The organism is Nocardia sp. NPDC004151, assembly GCF_042874235.1.
Taxonomy (GTDB): Bacteria; Actinomycetota; Actinomycetes; order Mycobacteriales; family Mycobacteriaceae; genus Nocardia.
In genome coordinates, this window is record NZ_JBIAMR010000006.1 from 245,407 (window position 1) to 262,532 (window position 17,126).

General features: G+C 70.3%; 13 protein-coding genes. 5 read left to right on the plus strand and 8 right to left on the minus strand.

The window, feature by feature from the left end; translation table 11 throughout:
- Positions 1-62 precede the first annotated feature (62 nt).
- Together ACFYTS_RS16585 and ACFYTS_RS16590 are read right to left on the minus strand one after the other, a co-directional pair.
- Positions 63-1,169 (minus strand): DUF475 domain-containing protein, encoded by a 1,107-nt coding sequence (locus tag ACFYTS_RS16585; RefSeq protein WP_387304987.1) that lies wholly within the window; start codon positions 1,167-1,169, stop codon positions 63-65.
- A gap of 146 nt (positions 1,170-1,315) precedes the next feature.
- Positions 1,316-1,891 (minus strand): TerD family protein, encoded by a 576-nt coding sequence (locus tag ACFYTS_RS16590; protein ID WP_357274658.1) that lies wholly within the window; start codon positions 1,889-1,891, stop codon positions 1,316-1,318.
- 262 nt (positions 1,892-2,153) lie between these two features.
- Here ACFYTS_RS16590 and ACFYTS_RS16595 point away from each other — a divergent pair, with 262 nt between their 5' ends.
- From ACFYTS_RS16595 to ACFYTS_RS16610, 4 genes are read left to right on the plus strand one after another with little or no spacing between them, the layout of a single operon-like run.
- Positions 2,154-3,356, plus strand: a complete 1,203-nt coding sequence (locus ACFYTS_RS16595) for a hypothetical protein (RefSeq protein ID WP_387304990.1) — start codon at positions 2,154-2,156, stop codon at positions 3,354-3,356.
- Positions 3,357-3,396: 40 nt separating this feature from the next.
- Positions 3,397-4,608, plus strand: coding sequence for an HpcH/HpaI aldolase/citrate lyase family protein (locus ACFYTS_RS16600; RefSeq protein WP_357274654.1), 1,212 nt, complete (start codon positions 3,397-3,399; stop codon positions 4,606-4,608).
- Positions 4,605-7,034 carry a phosphoribosyltransferase gene (locus tag ACFYTS_RS16605; protein ID WP_387304993.1) on the plus strand — a complete coding sequence of 810 codons (2,430 nt, stop codon included), beginning with the start codon at positions 4,605-4,607 and terminating at the stop codon, positions 7,032-7,034. Before ACFYTS_RS16600 ends, ACFYTS_RS16605 begins: the two co-directional genes overlap by 4 nt.
- A gap of 21 nt (positions 7,035-7,055) precedes the next feature.
- Positions 7,056-7,862: an HAD family hydrolase gene (locus tag ACFYTS_RS16610; protein ID WP_387305162.1), complete on the plus strand. Its 807-nt coding sequence runs from the start codon at positions 7,056-7,058 to the stop codon at positions 7,860-7,862.
- Between the two features lie 3 nt (positions 7,863-7,865).
- Here ACFYTS_RS16610 and dhaM read toward each other — a convergent pair whose 3' ends face one another.
- The 4 genes from dhaM to ACFYTS_RS16630 form a co-directional block, all read right to left on the minus strand.
- Positions 7,866-8,591 (minus strand): dihydroxyacetone kinase phosphoryl donor subunit DhaM, encoded by a 726-nt coding sequence (gene dhaM / locus ACFYTS_RS16615; protein ID WP_387304996.1) that lies wholly within the window; start codon positions 8,589-8,591, stop codon positions 7,866-7,868.
- Positions 8,588-9,199, minus strand: coding sequence for a dihydroxyacetone kinase subunit DhaL (dhaL, locus tag ACFYTS_RS16620; protein WP_387305165.1), 612 nt, complete (start codon positions 9,197-9,199; stop codon positions 8,588-8,590). The genes dhaM and dhaL overlap by 4 nt, the downstream gene beginning before the upstream one ends.
- Complete coding sequence (dhaK, locus tag ACFYTS_RS16625; RefSeq protein WP_387304999.1) at positions 9,199-10,200, minus strand: dihydroxyacetone kinase subunit DhaK; 1,002 nt, start codon at positions 10,198-10,200, stop codon at positions 9,199-9,201. Before dhaK ends, dhaL begins: the two co-directional genes overlap by 1 nt.
- Before the next feature lie 101 nt (positions 10,201-10,301).
- Positions 10,302-11,042, minus strand: a complete 741-nt coding sequence (locus ACFYTS_RS16630; RefSeq protein ID WP_357274642.1) for a hypothetical protein — start codon at positions 11,040-11,042, stop codon at positions 10,302-10,304.
- A gap of 111 nt (positions 11,043-11,153) precedes the next feature.
- On the opposite strand from ACFYTS_RS16630, the gene ACFYTS_RS16635 reads away from it, so the two are divergent.
- On the plus strand, positions 11,154-12,461 hold the full coding sequence (locus ACFYTS_RS16635) for a TerD family protein (RefSeq protein ID WP_387305002.1): 1,308 nt from the start codon (positions 11,154-11,156) through the stop codon (positions 12,459-12,461).
- Between the two features lie 33 nt (positions 12,462-12,494).
- Here ACFYTS_RS16635 and ACFYTS_RS16640 read toward each other — a convergent pair whose 3' ends face one another.
- Both ACFYTS_RS16640 and ACFYTS_RS16645 read right to left on the minus strand, forming a co-directional pair.
- The gene (locus tag ACFYTS_RS16640; RefSeq protein WP_357275878.1) at positions 12,495-14,108 is read right to left on the minus strand and encodes a glycosyltransferase 87 family protein; all 1,614 of its coding nucleotides are present in this window, start codon (positions 14,106-14,108) and stop codon (positions 12,495-12,497) included.
- 93 nt (positions 14,109-14,201) lie between these two features.
- Complete coding sequence (locus ACFYTS_RS16645) at positions 14,202-16,376, minus strand: transglycosylase domain-containing protein (protein WP_387305166.1); 2,175 nt, start codon at positions 16,374-16,376, stop codon at positions 14,202-14,204.
- Positions 16,377-17,126: the final 750 nt, after the last annotated feature.

A 17,126-nucleotide genomic window follows, 5' to 3' on the forward strand; every position in this document is an offset into this window, starting at 1 on the left:
GGTGTGAACAGAAAAGCCCGCCGTCCGGAATCGGACGGCGGGCTTCGTGTTTCGTGTGCGGGTCAGCTCAGGCTGGGCGACTTCTCCAGTTCGGGTTCCGCATCGTCGGCTTCCGCTTCCTCGCGCCGGTTGCGAATGATGCTGGTGATGAACGCCGCGCCGATGAACGCCACGCCGACCAGACCGCTGATCACCTCGTTGACGTGCACGCCGATGGTGATGAGCAGGATGACCGCCAGGGCGCCGATGGCCCAGAACGCGCCGTGCTCGAGGTACACGTACTCCGAGAGGGTGCCCTTGCGCACCAGGTACACGGTGATCGAGCGGACGAACATGGCGCCGATCAGGCCGAGGCCCAGGGCGATCAGGATCGGGTCGGAGGTGATGGCGAACGCGCCGATCACGCCGTCGAAGGAGAACGAGGCGTCGAGCACTTCCAGGTACAGGAACAGGAAGAACGCCGCCTTACCGGTGGCCTTCACGACCTCCGAGGGTCCGCCTTCGCCCGTGTGTTCCTCGGTGTGGAAGAGCGATCCGAGTCCGTCGACCACGATGTAGGTGATGGTGCCGAGGATGCCGGCCAGCAGCACGGTGCCGCGGTCGTCGTCATGGGCGATGAACTCCGCCGCGATGACGATGCCCGCCAGGGTGAGCACCACCGCGAGCATGTCCAGCTTGCCGAGCTTGGCCAGCGGGCGTTCGATCCAGCCCAGCCAGGTGACCTCGTGCTCCTCGAGGATGAAGTTGAAGAACAGCAGCAGCAGGAACGCGCCGCCGAAGGCCGCGATCTGCGGGTGCGCGTCGGTGAGCAGCTTCTCGTAGGAGGCGCTGCCGTCGGGGAAGGTGAGCGCGCCGTCGGCGGGCGGGTTCATGGCCAGGTCGAACGCGCGAACGGGGCTGAGCCCGGCCGTGATCCACACGATGGCCAGCGGAAACACCAGGCGCATACCGAACACGGCGATGACCACGCCGATGGTCAGGAAGATGCGCTGCCAGAACTCGCTCATCCGCTGCAGGATGCTGGCGTTGATGACCGCGTTGTCGAAGGATAGGGACACCTCGAGGATGCCCAGGATGGCGCACAGCACCAGGGCCGTGGGTCCGCCGTACACCAGCGCCGCGATCAGCGACAGTACGGTGACGATGATGGAGAGGCCGAATATTCGCACCGCAGTGGGCCTTTCGTTGTGCCGGGGTCGGGTGACATGCCGGTCGAGCGGACACACGAAGAGGGCTCGTGCGACCGAGCCCTCGACGTGTCGCCGTGTGTTCTATTGAGACGCTGGTACTTCGCGTCGGTCGCGAGCTGGTCGCGTCAGACGTTGACGCCGAAGTCCCGGGCGATGCCCGAGAGGCCCGAGGCGTAGCCCTGGCCGACGGCCCGGAACTTCCACTCACCATTGTTGCGGTAGAGCTCACCGAACACCATGGCGGTTTCGGTGGACGCGTCCTCGGACAGGTCGTAGCGGGCCAGCTCGGTTCCGTTGGCGCGGTCCACGACCCGGATGTAGGCGTTGCGGACCTGGCCGAAGCTCTGGCCGCGCGAGTCGGCGTCGTAGATCGAGACCGGGAAGAAGATGGACTCCACGGCCGGCGGGGTGTTGGCCAGGTCGATGTTGATGACCTCGTCGTCGCCCTCGCCCTCACCGGTGAGGTTGTCGCCGGCGTGCACGATGGTGCCCTCCGGGGACTGCAGGTTGTTGAAGAACACGAAGTGCTTGTCCGACAGCGCCTTCTTGTCGCCGCCGGTCGCGATGGCGCTGGCGTCCAGGTCGAAGTCGGTGCCGGTGGTGGTGCGCACGTCCCAGCCCAGGCCGACCGCGACCTGGGTCAGGTTCGGCGCCTGCTTGGTCAGTGAAACGTTACCGCCCTTGGACAAACTGACACCCATTGCGGGGATCCTTCCGTTGTTTAGCGTTCGAAGCGTTTCTTGTCTAACGGCTTCGCCCACTGTCCAGGTTCCGCCGTCGTCGACAGTAATGGTTTCCCCAAGCCATGGGTAGGAATGGGTCAAGAACATTGTGCGACGACAGCCTGTCACAGGACAGGGTCACACACTCCATCGCCGCGGTCGCGGCAATCGTCAACGCGTGGCCGAGATGTTCGCCGACGCACGGTCGCCGTGATCGTCCAGGGTTGCCTACGATCGTGGCGTGGCAGGCCGTCGAAGCGGATGGTTCCGGGCACCCCGGGACAACGAATGGGTGCAACAGGCCCGGTCGATGCTGACGGCGGCCTTCCTCGATATGGATCGGCGGCAGAGCATCGCCGAGGCCGCCGTCGCCGCGTCCGCCGCGCTGTTCCCCGAACGTGGCGCGGCCGCGCGCTGGGAACCGGTGCGTGCCCGCTGCTACGACGCGTCCGGCGCCTACCTCGCCCTCGACGAGCGCCTCGAGCAGGTCGAACGCGAGGGCACGGGGGTGATTCCGCAGCCCGAGATCGACGGCGTGGTCCGTCGGCTCACCGACGCCGCGCGGGCGGTCGACGACTTCTACCGCGGGGATCAGGCCCACCTCGAGCACGCGGTCGCGGTGTTCGGCTCGGTGCCGCAACTGGTCTCGCAGACCCGCGCCGACGCGCAGCGGGTCCGGCAGCAGGCCGACGCCTCCCCGTACGCCGCCTACCCCTCGGTCCGGCAATGCGCGGCGGCTCTGGATGAGGCGCTGCTCACACTCGAGGCCGCCGCGATCGGCGGCGCCGGGGGCCCCGCCCGCGACGCCGCGACCCGGCTCGAGTCCCGCACCCGGGAGTTGTCCAGCGCCCTGGAAGCCGCTCCCGGCAAACAGCATTCGGCCACCACGGCGCTGGCATCGGCGGCCACCCGGCTCGACGCCGCCCGTAATCGTCTGGACCGCGTCGCCCCGGCCATGTCCGCGCTGCTGCGGGAATTCGCGGCTGCGTCATCGAACGATTTGGCCAACAATGAGCGACAAGCCCGGGAGGCCGTCGAGGCCGCCGACGCGGACCTGACCCGCGCCCGGGCCGCCCTGGCCGCCCACGACCCGGAGGACGCGCTCGACCTGACTACCACCGCCCGCGCCCGCCTCGCCGCCGCCGAGGAGAGCGCCGAGGCCGTCACCGACCGGCTCGCCCAGCTACGCGCGGTCCGGGAACAACCCGCCGAGCGCGCCAAGGCCGTTCGCTTCAAACTGCGCGACGCGCAGATGCTGGCGGTCAACAAAGGCGTCGTCCCGCAATGGGGTTCGGTGCTCGACGCCCAGGCCGAACGCCTGGACCGGGCCACCGCGGGCCTGACCGGCCGCCATCCCGACTATTGGGCGTACGTGTCCGAACTCGACGCGATCACCGCGTTCGTCGCCGGAGTCGTCGAACGCATGCGAAATACCGACAGATAGAACGACAGTCACCAGGAGGACGTCCGCGACGATGACCGCGATGATCACCAGCGACTCGGACGTCGCACCGGTCTCCTTGCGGAAGCGCTTCCCGCTGCGGCATTTCCGGCAGGTGCCGGGCCCGGAGCTGCGGCGGCTGTTCCACCGCCTGCCCGAGGCCTTCGGCGGTTCCCGCGATCGCGACCTGCTGGCCATGGCACTGGGCGCGACCCTGTACGTGCCCGCCACCCGCGCCGACCTCACCGCCACCATCCTGCGCCGCGCCGAACGCGGCGTCTGCTCGATGGTCATCGACCTCGAGGACGCGGTCGCCGACCACGCCGTCGAGTACGGGAAGTGGCAGGCCGCCGCCACCCTCGACGAACTGGCGGCCAGCGGCGAGGCCTACCCGCTGCTGTTCGTGCGGGTACGCGACCCGCAGAGCATCGGCGAGATCGCCGCACGACTCGGGGCGGGCGCGACGGCGCTCACCGGATTCGTGCTGCCCAAGTTCGACAGCGCCTGCGCCGCCGACTACCTGCACGCGCTGGAACTCGCCTCGGAACGGCTGGGCCGCACCGTCCTCGGTATGCCGGTGCTGGAATCTCCCGCGCTGGTACACCGCGAGACCCGCGATCGGGAACTCGGGCGCATCGGTGAGCTGCTCACCGCGCACCGCGACCGCATCCTCGCCGTCCGCATCGGGGCCACGGACATGTGCTCCACCTTCGGGATTCGCCGCGACCGCGACCTCACCATCTACGACGTGCGCGTGGTCGCCGACGTCATCGCCGACATCGTCAACTATCTGGGCCGCGCCGACGGCACCGGATTCACCATCACCGGACCGGTCTGGGAGTACTTCGCCGACCACACCCGTATGTTCCGGCCGCTGCTGCGCACCGCGCCCTTCGCCGAGGTGGACGCCGTCCCGTTCCGGCAGTCGCTGGTCAGCCGCGACATGGACGGGCTGCTGCGGGAGATCACCCTGGACCGCGCCAACGGCATCCAGGGCAAGACCGTCATCCACCCCACCCACGTCGCGGTCGTGCACGCGCTGTCCATCGTGACCCACGAGGAATACGCCGACGCCGCCGACATTCTCAGCACCGGCGCGGGCGGGGTCGCCGCCTCCGAATACCGCAACAAGATGAACGAGATGCGCCCGCACCGCAGCTGGGCCCACCAGATCATGCTGCGCGCCCGGGTCTTCGGCGTCGCCAACAAAGGAGTCTCCTTCGTGGACCTGCTCAAGGCCCTGGTCGAATCGTGACCGCCGACCCCGCCCTACCCTCGGCCACCCGCGAACTCCCCTGGGCCACCAGGGAACTCGGCCTCACCCTGCACCACACCGGTACCCGCCTGCCCGGTCCGGACTGGCGCGTGGAGACGCTCGTCGAACCCGGGCTGCGCCGCAATCCGCGCCGCGCCCACCTGCTGGTCTCGACGGTGCTCGGCAAGCATCTGCCCACCGACCCGCACCGGGTGCTCGAGGCGGGCGACCGGCTCGGCGACCTGGTGCTCGACGTACTCGCCGCGTCCGGCGACCGGCCCGGCAGCGCGGTCGTGCTCGGCTTCGCCGAAACCGCGACCGGACTCGGCCACACCGTGGCGGCCCGCATCGGCGCCCGGTGCTACCTGCACTCCACCCGCCGCGACGTGCCGACCGCCGACACCCTCGCGGGCTTCGAGGAGGGCCACTCGCACGCCACCTCCCACCTGCTGCAACCCATGCCCGCCGCGGTCTTCCACAACGACCTGCCCATGGTGCTCGTCGACGACGAGATCTCCACCGGCGCAACGGCACTGGACGCCGTCCGCGCCCTGCACACCCTGACCCCGCGCACGCACTACATCCTGGCATCCCTGGTGGACATGCGGACCGACGCCGACCGCCGCGCCTTCGAGCAGGCGGCCGCCGACCTCGGCGCGCGCATCGACACCGTCTGTCTGGCGGGCGGCAGCACGGTGCTGCCCGCGGACCTGATCGACGCGGTCGCCGCACTGCCCGATCCCGTGCTGAACCCGGTCGCCGAACTCCGGGGCGCCTGCACCCGGGTCGAGATCCCCTGGCCCCACGATGTTCCCGAGGGCGGTCGCCACGGCTTCCTCGACTCGGACACCGAACCCTTCGAGGCGGCGCTCGCCCGCGCCACCAAGGCCCTCTCCGCCGAACTGGCCGAACCGCGGCCGGTCATCGTCATCGCCCACGAGGAACTCATGTACCTGCCGCTGCGCATCGCGGCGGGGTTGGCGGACAACGGGATTCCCGCTCGCTACCAGACGACGACGCGTTCACCGGCCTATGTTCTCGACGAGCCGGGGTACCCGCTGCGCCGCGGATTCCGCTTCACCGCGCCCGAGACCGGCGAGGACGCTCCGCGATACCTGTACAACGCCCGGTGGCCGGGCGAGGATCGTGCGGCGGTCGATCCGATCCTGCTGGTCGTCGTCGATACTCCGGCGGACACCGAACGGCTCACGGCCGCAGGCGGACTCGTCGACGTGCTCACCGCGTCAGGTTCCGATGTGCTGCTGGCCGTGCTGACCGAATCGGACCCGCGCGCGCTCGCCGCGACGCGTTCGGCGCCGCCGGAACCGTTGTACGGGCCGGAGTTCGGGTCGTACGCGCGCGACGAGGTGGCGTGGCTGCTCACCGATCTGTCCGGCGTCGCCCTGGAAGCCGATGTCGCCGAACGCGAGCGGCGGATCCAATCGGGGGCGGCGCACTACGCGGAGTCGCTGCCGGTGGAATATCAGCCGGATGCCGAGTATCGGGAGCTGTTCGACCGGGTGCTCGAGCAGAGCGCCGAGCGGCTGGCGCTGGCGGTGGCGACCGTCGCGGAGCTGGTGGTCGCCGAACGCGGGGACGACATCGTGCTGGCGTCCCTGGCGCGGGCCGGGACGCCCGTCGGGGTGCTCATGCGCCGGTGGCTGGGCGGCCGGGGAATCGAGGTGCCGCACTACGCGGTGTCGATCGTGCGGGATCGCGGAATCGACGCGGCCGCACTGGATCACCTCGCGCGCAACCACGATCCGGCGCGGGTGGTGTTCGTGGACGGCTGGACCGGCAAGGGCGCCATCACCCGCGAACTCGACTCGGCGCTGGCGGCGTATCACGCGGCGGGCGGGGCCCGGTTCGACCCGGACCTGGCGGTACTGGCCGATCCGGGCGGCTGCGCGCGGACCTTCGGCACGCGCGACGACTTCCTGATCGCCTCCGCGTGCTTGAATTCGACCGTGTCGGGGCTGATTTCGCGCACGGTACTCAATGACCGGCTGCTCGCACCCGGACAGTTCCACGGCGCCAAGTTCTACCGCGACCTCGCGGGCGAGGACCAGTCCAACCGCCTGCTGGACGCCGTGAGCGGCTGCTTCGACCGGGTGCGCCCGCGGGTGGACGCGCGGGTGCGCGAGCTGCTGACCGCCGACCGGACCCCCACCTGGGCCGGCTGGGCCTCGGTGGAGCGGGTGCGGGCCGAGTACGGGATCTCGAGCGTCAACTTCGTGAAACCCGGTGTGGGAGAGACCACCCGGGTGCTGCTGCGGCGGGTGCCGTGGCGGGTGCTGGTGCGAGATCCCGACGCGGGCGAGCACGCGCACATCCGGCTGCTCGCCGCGGCGCGCGGCGTGCCGGTCGAAGTCGTGCCGGATTTGGCGTACGCCTGTATGGGCTTGATCAAGGAAGTGAAGGGGTAGCGGGTGCAGCAGCGCGAGGTGATGGTGGCGACCGATCTCGATCGGACGCTGATCTATACGCGAGCGGCCTTCGGGAACGCGGACCCCGACAAGGTGTGCGTGGAAGAGTATGAGGGACAGCCGCTCTCGTACATGACGGTGACGGCGGCCGAACGGCTCGAGATCCTGGCCGAGACCTCGGCGGTGGTACCGGTCACCACCCGCACCATCGAACAGTTCCAGCGCATCCGCCTGCCCGGCGGGCCGTGGCCCTACGCCGTCACCAGCAATGGCGGCAGCATCCTGCGCAACGGCCTGCCGGACCGGCGCTGGCGTTCCGCCCTCGACGCCCGGGTGCGCGCCGAATGCGCCACCCTCGTCGAGGTGCGCGCGGAACTGCGGGCCCGCGTGGACGAATCGTTCGCGCTGCGACTGCGCGAGGCCGACGACCTGTTCTGCTACCTGGTCGTGGACCAGGCCCGGCTGCCCGCCGGATTCCTCGCCGACTGGGACGCCTGGTGCCGCCCGCGCGGCTGGTCGGCCTCGCAGCAGGGCCGCAAGATCTATGCCATGCCGACCCCGGTGTGCAAAAGCCATGCGGTGCACGAGGTTCGACACCGCATGCTGGACTCGGGTGAACTGCGCGCCGGGTCGCCGCTGCTGGCCGCGGGCGACGGCTCGCTCGACGCGGAGATGCTGATCACCGCCGACGCCGCCATCCGGCCCCGCCACGGTGAGCTGGAACAGCGGAACTGGACTCATCCCCGGGTGGCGATCACCGCGGCGTCCGGTATCCAGGCGTCCGAGGAGATCGTCGACTTCTTCCTGGGCGCGGCGGTACCGCGCTAGGCGTCAATTCACGGTCAGGGCGCGAACCTTCGCGACGGCCAGGGCCGCATCGGGACCGGTCGCGCGCACTTCCAGCCGATGACCGGGAAGTACGCCGAGGGTGAGGACGCTGGTCAGGCTGTCGCCGCGCACCGGTCCGATGCCGGTGGTGTCATTGCGGAGTTCGACGTGTGCGTCGAAATCCCGCAGGGCCGAGACCAACTCGGCAGCGGGGCGGGCATGCAATCCGTGCCGACCGGTCACCTCGAATATCTCGATGACGGCGGAGTTATCCACAGGTGCACTACCTGTGGATAGATGTGGATCGATCGCGCCCCCCGGTTCCACGGATGAACCGAGCTGCGACCGCTTCGCGGTGAGCGCGCCCTCGGCCTCGCGGGCGACGGTCTCGAGATCAGCGCCCCCACCCGCCACGGCCAGCGCCACCACCAGACCCTCGACCAGCGGTGCCGCGGAGAGACGCACCCGCACTGGGGATTCGAGCAGATCGAGCGCGGTCTCGGCGGACAGCACGGCGCTCCCCAGATCCATCAACACCAGCACGCCGTCCCCGGAATCGGCCTCCCGGACCGCGTCGGCGACCGCGACCGCGTCGGTGCCGAATTCCGCCGCGGACAGGCCCGCCGCGATCCGCACCGCCACACCCTGATCGGGCAGCAGCCCGGCGGCCAGCGCCACCGCGGCCTCGGCCAGCGCCCGGCTGTGCGAGACCACCACCAGTCCGATCATCGCAATGCCCGCCGCGCCGCCCGGACCAGCAGCGTGGCACTGGTCGCGCCCGGATCCTGGTGTCCCGCACTGCGTTCACCCAGATACGACGCCCTGCCCTTGCGCGCCACCAGCGGCGTCGTGGCATCCCGGCCGCCCTGCGCCGCAGCGACCGCGGCATCCAGGGCCACCTCGGCCGAGGCGCCACCCGCGACTTCCCTGTCCAAGGCATCGGCGGCGGGAGCGAGGGCATCCACCATGGTCTTGTCCCCGAGCTCGGCCTTTCCGCGCGCGATGACACCGTCCAGGCCCGTCCGGAACGCCCGCGCGAAATCGACCATGTCCGAACCGCTGTCGATGGAGCCGGCGAAGCGCAGGAAGAACGTGCCGAACAGCGCCCCGCCGGCGCCGCCGATGGTGCGGATCAGCACGAGCGCGGTCTGCTTCATGGTGTCGGCCGGTGACGACGAATCATCCAGTGCCGCAACGGCCGCTGTCATACCCCGCCGCATATTCGTCCCGTGATCGGCATCACCGATGGCGGCGTCCAGTGCGGTCAACTCCGTGGCGTGTTCGTCCACCAGCGCCGCGAATCCGCGCACCCACGCGGACACGTCGACCGCCGCCATCAGATGCCCCACCGCAGCGCCGGAGTCCGCACCGGCGCGTCCCACAGCGCCGTCAGCTCCTCGTCCAGGCGAGTCACGGTGACCGAGCAGCCCGCCATGTCGAGTGACGTGATGTACGGTCCCACCAGCGAGCGCTCGACGCGGATCCCCCGCCCGCGCAGGATCCGCGACACCTCGTCGAACATCAGGTACAGCTCGATGAGCGGCGTCCCGCCCATGCCGTTGACGAAGCACAGCGCCCGATCCTCCGCTGCGAACGGCAGATCCGCGAGAATCGGCTCCAGCAGCATCCCCGCCACATCGCGGGCCGAGGCCAGCGGCACCCGCTCCCGGCCGGGCTCGCCATGGATGCCGATGCCGATCTCCATCTCGGCGTCGCCCAGCTCGAAAGTGGGGTGCCCGACGGCGGGGACGGTGCAGGAGGTCAGCGCCATCCCCATGCTGCGCGAGCACGCGTTCACCACCTCCGCGACACGCACCACCTCGTCGAGCGGCCGGCCCTGTTCGGCGGCCGCGCCCGCCATCTTCTCGAGGATCACCGTCGCCCCGACGCCGCGCCGTCCGGCGGTGTAGGTGCTGTCCTGCACCGCCACATCGTCGTTCACCACGACCGCGCGGACCTCCGCACCGGATTCGGCGGCGGCCAGTTCGGCGGCCATCTCGAAATTCATCACGTCGCCGGTGTAGTTCTTCACGATGTGCAGCACGCCCGCCCCGGAGTCCACGGCCGCGGTGGCGGCCTGGATCTGATCGGGCACCGGGGAAGTGAAGATCTCGCCGGGACAGGCCGCGTCCAGCATGCCGAGGCCGACGAAGCCGCCGTGCAGAGGTTCGTGTCCGGAGCCGCCGCCCGAGACCAGGCCGACCTTGCCCGGGCGCGGTGCGTCGGCGCGCACCACGATGCGTCGTTCGGTGTCCACCCGCAGTTCCGGATGCGCCGCGGCCATCCCGGCCAGGGCGGCGTCCACCACATCGGCCGGATCGTTGATGAGCTTCTTCACCGAAATCTCCCGTCGGAAGGCCGGTTCGGGTCCCTGCGAGTCAGACTCGCACCGCCGGTGCGGCGGCGATGTGGTTTCGGGCTTTTGCGACGGGATTCGGGCTAAGCCAGCGGTTGCGCGGGTTCCTCGAGGGTGCGGGCCAGCTCGATATCGGTGACCAGCTGCACCATCAGATCCCGCAGTTCACCGTCGGGCAGATGGTCGGCGGCGAATTCGAACGGCTCGGAGACATCCAGGCCGCCCTGGGTGGCGGCCAGGATCACCCACGGAATCCCCACCTCGGCCACGCCGAGCCGTTCCCGGATCAGATCGGTGGTGTCCTCCACCAGGGCGGTGCGCGCGGCCACCGCGGCCGTCATCTGCTCGTCCAACTCGATCCGGCGGCGCTCCAGCAGACCCGCGTCCGCTGTGGCCTCCTGTTCCGGGGTGGTGCGGACCGAACCGTCGTCGTAGACCTGGAAGCCCTCGTTCACGCAGAGGGTGCCCAGCGACACCTCGGCCTCGGCCAGCTCCGGCAGGGTGCGCAGGCAGTCCAGCACCGCGTCCAGCGCCGCCACCAGGCGGTCCCGAATATCGCGGCGGCGCACCAGCTCCCGATCGGCGTCCTCGCGCTCGGAGAGCACCTGCTCGACCGCGCGCCCGATCTGGAATGCCATGGCCGTGGACTCCGGGGCCCAGCCGCCGCGCGGCGTGACCTCGCCCTCCTTGGGCGTGATGGTGTCCAGGAAGGCGTTCACCGCGTCGAGCAGGTCGCGCAGCTGGTCGCGGGACACGGCCGGGTGCCGGAAGGCGCGTAGGTACTGTTCGTGCGCTTCCGCGGGTTCCACCTCACCGTCGCTCACGGTGCCGATACTGCCACGCGTTCCCGGCATACTCGGCCACCACGCCTCCGGCCCGTGTCGCCACATTCTCGTAGAGTGGCAGCGACCGCACCGTCAAGCGAAGGGTCGATCGTGTCCGCAGTTTTGGTGAAGGGCCAGAACGGTCCGCTGAGTGTCCACGAACTGGTGATCAGCGTGGAGGTGGCCGCACCGGCCGACCTGTCCGCGCTACTCGTCACCCCGGCGGGCACGGTGCGCACCGACGCCGATTTCGTGTTCTTCAACCAGCCCTCCGGGCCGGGGGTGACACTGCGCCCCGGCGCGCCGGGCACGCCCGCCGTGCTGGCGGTGTCGCTGGACGCGATTCCCGCTGATATCGAACAGCTTCGGGCCGTCATCACCCTCGACGACGCCAACGGCAGTTTCGGGCAACTGTCCGCGCCCGTGGCCCGGGTCTCCGACGCCGCCGGAAACTCGCTGTACGAGTACCGGATCGAGGGCCTGAGCACCGAATCCATCGTCATCGCACTGGAGTTGTACCGCCGCCAGGGCAGCTGGAAGGCCCGCGCGGTCGGGCAGGGGTACGCGGGCGGCTTCGCCGCGCTGGTCACCGACCACGGCGTGCGCGTCGACGACACGCCGCAGCCCGCGCCCGTGTCCGCACCCGCTCCCGAGCAGTTCGCCCCGGCCACGGGCGGATATCCGCCCCCGCCCGCGCAATTCGAGCCCACGGGCGGTTACCCGCCGCCCCCCGCGCCGACCGGCGGCTTCCCGCCGCCCCCCGCGCCCACCGGCGGCTTCCCGCCGCCACCGCCTCCGCCGCCGCCCGCGCCGCAGGCCGATCGCGATCTGCCCACCGGCCACGTCGTCAGCCTGGTCAAGGGCCAGCGCATCAACCTGCGCAAAGAGGGCGGCGCCGCACTGAGTTACGTGAAGATGGGTCTGGGCTGGGACCCGGTCAAGCGCGGCGGCATCTTCGGCAACAAGGCCGTGGACGTGGACCTGGACGCCTCGGTGGTGATGTTCGCCGGACACGGCCCGGTCGACGTCGTGTACTACGGCAGCCTCACCTCCAAGGACGGGTCGATCCGCCATCAGGGCGACAACCTGACCGGTGAGGGCGAGGGCGACGACGAGGAGATCAGCGTCGACCTGTCGCGCATCTCGCCGTCGGTCACCACCCTGCTGTTCATCGTGACCTCCTACAAGGGCCACACCTTCGAACAGCTCGCCAATGCCTACTGCCGTCTGGTGGACAGCGCCACCAATGCCGAGATGGCACGCTTCACCCTCACCGGCGGCATGCCGTTCACCGGCATGGCCATGGGCAAGATGTTCCGCCCGGCTCCCGGCGGGGACTGGAAGTTCCAGGCCCTCGGTGAGGGTTTCCAGGCCAAGCACCCGGGCGAGGCCGTTCCGCAGCTGGCCCGCTTTCTCTGAGGCGGTGAGCGGGTCCCGGCCCTGAGCGTCGGCTCAGGGCACGGGTTCCGGCCGGCGCGGCCACAGCCAGGACGGCAGCCACGGATGCTGAGGATCCGGGGCGCGGTCGAGCACACCGCCGCCCGGATCGTCGGCGCCGTCGCGGCGCACCGGATCCTCGGCGGGACGGTAGATCTGGCGGATCACCAGGACGCACAACGCGATCACCGCCAGATCGCGCACCACCACGGTGCCGGTGAACCACTGCTCGGGCAGGCCCTTGTGATCCGGGCCCAGGTAGTAGTACATGCGCGGCACCCACACCAGGGCGTCGATCGTCATCCAGGCCAACAGGATCCGCCGGTGCGGCAGCGCCAGCACGGCCAGCGGCACCAGCCAGATCGAATACTGCGGGCTCCACACCTTGTTGGTCAGCAGGAACGCCGCCACCACCAGGAAGGCCAGCTGCGCCAGCCGTGGCCGCCGCGCGGCGGTCAGGCCGATCCAGCCGATGCCCGCGCACGCCGCGATGAACAGCAGCAGCGACACCGTGTTCAGCACGGTCGGCACATCCTGTGAGCCGAGCACCCCGTCGAATCCGGCCCAGCCGGTGAACGAGGTGATCACGTTGTAGATCGAATCCGGGTCCGCGTGCCGTTCGGTGTTGAGCCGGAAGAACTCCCACCAGCCGTTCGGGTACAGCGCCGCGATCGGCGCGTTCACCGCCAGCCAGGTGATCGCCGCCGACGCCACCGCCGCACCCGCGGCCCGCATCGGCGTCAGGCCGCCGAAGGCCGCGTCGTCCTCATCGTGCCGTTCGGCGCGGACGCACAGGATCAGGATCGGTCCCAGGAGCAGCAGCGGATACAGCTTCGCCGCCCCGCCCAAGCCCAGCAGGATGCCCGCCAGCACCGGACGGCGGCGGCCCCAGGCCAGCAGGCCGCCCGCCGCGAAAGCCGTTGCCAGCAAATCGAAGTTGGTGAACGCGTGCACCGCCACCAGCGGCGACAGCGCCACCAGCGCGGCATCCCAGATCCGCCGCCCGGCCGATCGCGCGGTCGCCCAGATCGTCACCAGCCAGGCCAGCGCCAGGCCGATCGCCACCACATTGAAGTAGATGACCACCTCGAGCGCGCCGCTGCCCGGCAGCGGAGAGACCTTCCACGCCTTGGCGATTCCCATGGAGATGTACTGGTACATCCCGGACAGCACCGGGTACTCCATGTAGCGGACCTGAGGCTTGCCGTCGCTGAACTCGACCCACTGCTTCTTGTACGGGAACGCGCCCTCGTTGAGATGCTCGGCGCCGTACAGCGGCACCGTGTCCGAGTAGCACATGGCCAGGTACTGGCGGCCGTTGTTCCAGTCCAGGCCCATGACTCCCGAGGAGTCCGGCCGCTGCTGGATGCAGGCCGCCTTGCCGAACCAGCCGAACGCGAGGAACAGCACCGCGAACGCCATCAGCACCCGCATCGGGGTCCAGAAGCGGACCCGGCCGATCACCGCGTGGTCGCCGACCGGGCCGCCGAGCGGATCGCACAGCTGCGCGGTCAGCGTGTCGGTGCGACTCGGCTTGTCCCGGTCGTCGGCCGATCGCAGATCGGCCGCCAGCGGCGCCGGCGACTCGTAGCCGACCGGTGTATCACGCTGCGCACGAGCCTGTTCCACTCCTGCTGCCTCCCCCGGCTCCGGCGCCGCGCCGGCCGGTCCGCTCGCGGCGGCCGACCGGTGCGCCAGTTGCTGCTCGATCACGCCAGCAGGCTACCGATTCGGCCGCCCATTGCCGTTGCCGGTACCGCCACCGCTGTTCGGAGCCGTGGTCGTGGCGCCCCCGTCCGCGGGCGCGACCGGTTGCCCGGACATCGGACCCGTGCCGCCGCCCTGCTGCTCCTGGGTGGGTTCGGGCTGGGTCTGCTGCCGCTGGTTCTGCGGATTCGGCGCCAGGCCCGGCACCGGGATGGAGAACCCGGGCAGACCCGGGATCGGCATCTGGCTGGTGGTGACGACCGGGGGCAGCGGCGCCTCGGTGGTCGAGGGCGCGGTGTACGGGGCCGACCAGGACGGCACACCACCCTGCGAGCTACCGATATTGCCCGGCTTCGGGAAGGACTCGTTCGTCGTGCCCTTGAGGGCGCCGTCCATGGTCGACTTCCAGATGTCGGACGGCAGGCCCGAACCGTAGATCATGCCGCCATTGACGTTGCGCAGCTTCTCGTTTCCGGCGGCCGTGCCGATCCACACCGCGGTGGACAGCGACGGCGTGTAGCCGACCATCCAGGCGTCCTTGTTCTCGATGGTGTCGCCCAGCTGGGCGGTACCGGTCTTGGACGCGGACTGGCGGTCACCCGCGAGCTGATGCTTGTTCGAGTACTGCGCGATCGGCTTCATCGCGTCGGTCACGTTGTCGGCCACCGCCGCAGAGATCTTGCGCTCACCGGCCACGTCGCCGCGATCCATCAGCACGGTGCCGTCGGAGGCGACCACCTTGGTCACGAAGTGCGGCGCGTGGTACATGCCCGACGCGGCCAGCGTGGCGTACGCCGAGGCCATGTCCAGCACGCGAACGTTGTACTGGCCCAGCACGATACCGTTGTTCGGCGACGAGCCGTCCGGCTCCACCAGCGTCTTGCCGATGCCGTCGACGTTCGCGGGGATGCCGAGCCGGTGCGCCATGTCGGCGATCTTCTGCGGGCCGTTGCCCGGCATGTCCAGCATCATCCGGTAGAAGCTGGTGTTGTAGGACCGCTTGGTGGCCTCGGCGATGGTGCACATGCCGCAGTTCTCGTCGGCGACATTGTGGATCTCGATGCCGTTGACCTTGAACGGCGAGGAGCTGTCGTACATGGTCGAGAGCGGCTTGCCCAGTTCCAGGTTCTCGGCCAGGCCGAACACCTTGAACGAGGAGCCCGGCTGCAGACCGGCATTGGCGAAGTCGAAGCCCTGGCCGTCGGAACCGCCGTAGTAGGCGCGCACCGCACCGGTCTTGGGATCCACCGACACCACCGCGGCCTTCAGCTTCTCCGGCTCGCCGTCCATCACCTTGTTCACCGCGTTGACGGCGGCGTCCTGGGCCTTCTGATCGATCGTGGTGGTGATCTGCAGGCCCTGGGTGTTCAGGTCGTGCTCGGAGATGCCCGCGGCTTCCAGCTCCTTGAGCACCTGGGTCTTGATCAGGCCCTCCGGGCCCGCGTCCAGGGTCTTGTCGTGCTGTGCCTCGGCGGCCGAGATCACCGCCGGGTACTGCATGTTCGCGCGGTCCGCGGCGGGCAGGTTGCCGCCGTCGACCATGCCGTCCAGCACGTACTTCCAGCGGGTCTGCGCGCCCTGCGGGTTCTTCTCCGGATCCAGGTTCGACGGCTGCTGAATGGTGGCCGCCAGGACCGCGCCCTCGGCCACGCTCAGATCCTGCACCGGCTTGTTGAAGTACGCCTTGGCCGCCGCGTCGATGCCGTACGCGCCGCGGCCGAAGTAGATGGTGTTCAGGTAGGCGGCCAGGATCTGGTCCTTGGACCACTGCTTGGCCATCTTGGCCGAGATCACCAGCTCACGCAGCTTTCGGGTGAGCGAGTGCTCGTTGCCGACCATCGCGTTCTTCACGTACTGCTGCGTGATCGTCGAACCACCACCGGCGCTCGAATTGCCGGTCAGCTGACCGACGAACGCGCGGCCGAAGCCCTGGATCGAGAAGCCCGGGTTGGTGTAGAACGACCGGTCCTCGGCCGCGATGACCGCGTTGCGGACGTGCGGCGGGATCTGATCGATCGTCACATCGGTCCGGTTGCCCTCGGGCGGAATGATCTTCGCCAGCACCGAATTGCCGTCGGCCAGGTAGATGGTGGCCACCTGGTTGTTCTTCAGGTCGCCGGGCTGCGGCACGTTGACCGTCGAATAGGCGTACAGGAAGACCGTGCTGCCCAGGCCGAGCACCAGCGCCATGCCCACGTAGATGGTCCGGCGGATGATCCGCCAGATGGAGGTCTTGCGGGGGGCGCCCTTGCCGCCGCCCTTGCCGCCTCCGGAACCGTTGCCGCCCGGCCGCCGCGGCGGCGGGCCGGGAGGGGTGCCGCCCTGGGGACGCCGGGTGGCGGGCTGGCCACCGGTCGGCGGCCGGTTGCCCTCGGCCGGGCGGGTCCGCGTCGCCGCGCCCGCGCCCGCCGCGGCGCCCGCGCGCATCCCGCGATCGGCGACCCGCTGGGGGCGGTCCGAGGCGGCCGTCCGGGAGACGTGATTCGGAACCGCCTGTCGTGCGCCGGTGTTCACGCGTTGATCGGCGGCGGGGTTGGGAAGCTTGCGGGTCGCATCCGGATTGCCGGGTCTGGGCGGCGACCCGGGCGGTCCGGGCCGACGGGCCGGCTGTCCGCCCTGCGGCGCGCCCCCGCGCTGCGGCTGGCCGTTCGGTCCGCGCGGCGGCATCCCGCCGGGACCACCGCCGTTGCCGCGCTGCGGGCCACCAGGCCCCATGGGCTGACGCGCCCCGGGCGGCGGCCCCGCGGGCCGTCCCCCCTGGGCCGGCGGCGGGTAACCACCGGGGCCGGGTTGCGAACCGCCACGGGGGCGGCCGCCGTGCGGTCCGTCGTCATAGGGCGATGTCACAGCCTGGCTCTCCAATTACTTCTCGATACGGTCCGGGTCCCCGGGCAGGGCTCGATGCGGTCACTGTCGGTGTACCGCGGCGGGCATGCGTGC

What these genes read in the sequence shown, in the direction of transcription:
- dhaM (WP_387304996.1), bottom strand. Translation starts at nt 8,591, where the DNA reads ATGATCGGACTGGTGGTGGTCTCGCACAGCCGGGCGCTGGCCGAGGCC.
- ACFYTS_RS16590 (WP_357274658.1), bottom strand. Translation starts at nt 1,891, where the DNA reads ATGGGTGTCAGTTTGTCCAAGGGCGGTAACGTTTCACTGACCAAGCAG.
- ACFYTS_RS16600 (WP_357274654.1), top strand. Translation starts at nt 3,397, where the DNA reads ATGATCACCAGCGACTCGGACGTCGCACCGGTCTCCTTGCGGAAGCGC.
- ACFYTS_RS16645 (WP_387305166.1), bottom strand. Translation starts at nt 16,376, where the DNA reads ATGGCGCTGGTGCTCGGCCTGGGCAGCACGGTCTTCCTGTACGCCTAT.
- ACFYTS_RS16610 (WP_387305162.1), top strand. Translation starts at nt 7,056, where the DNA reads ATGGTGGCGACCGATCTCGATCGGACGCTGATCTATACGCGAGCGGCC.
- dhaL (WP_387305165.1), bottom strand. Translation starts at nt 9,199, where the DNA reads ATGGCGGCGGTCGACGTGTCCGCGTGGGTGCGCGGATTCGCGGCGCTG.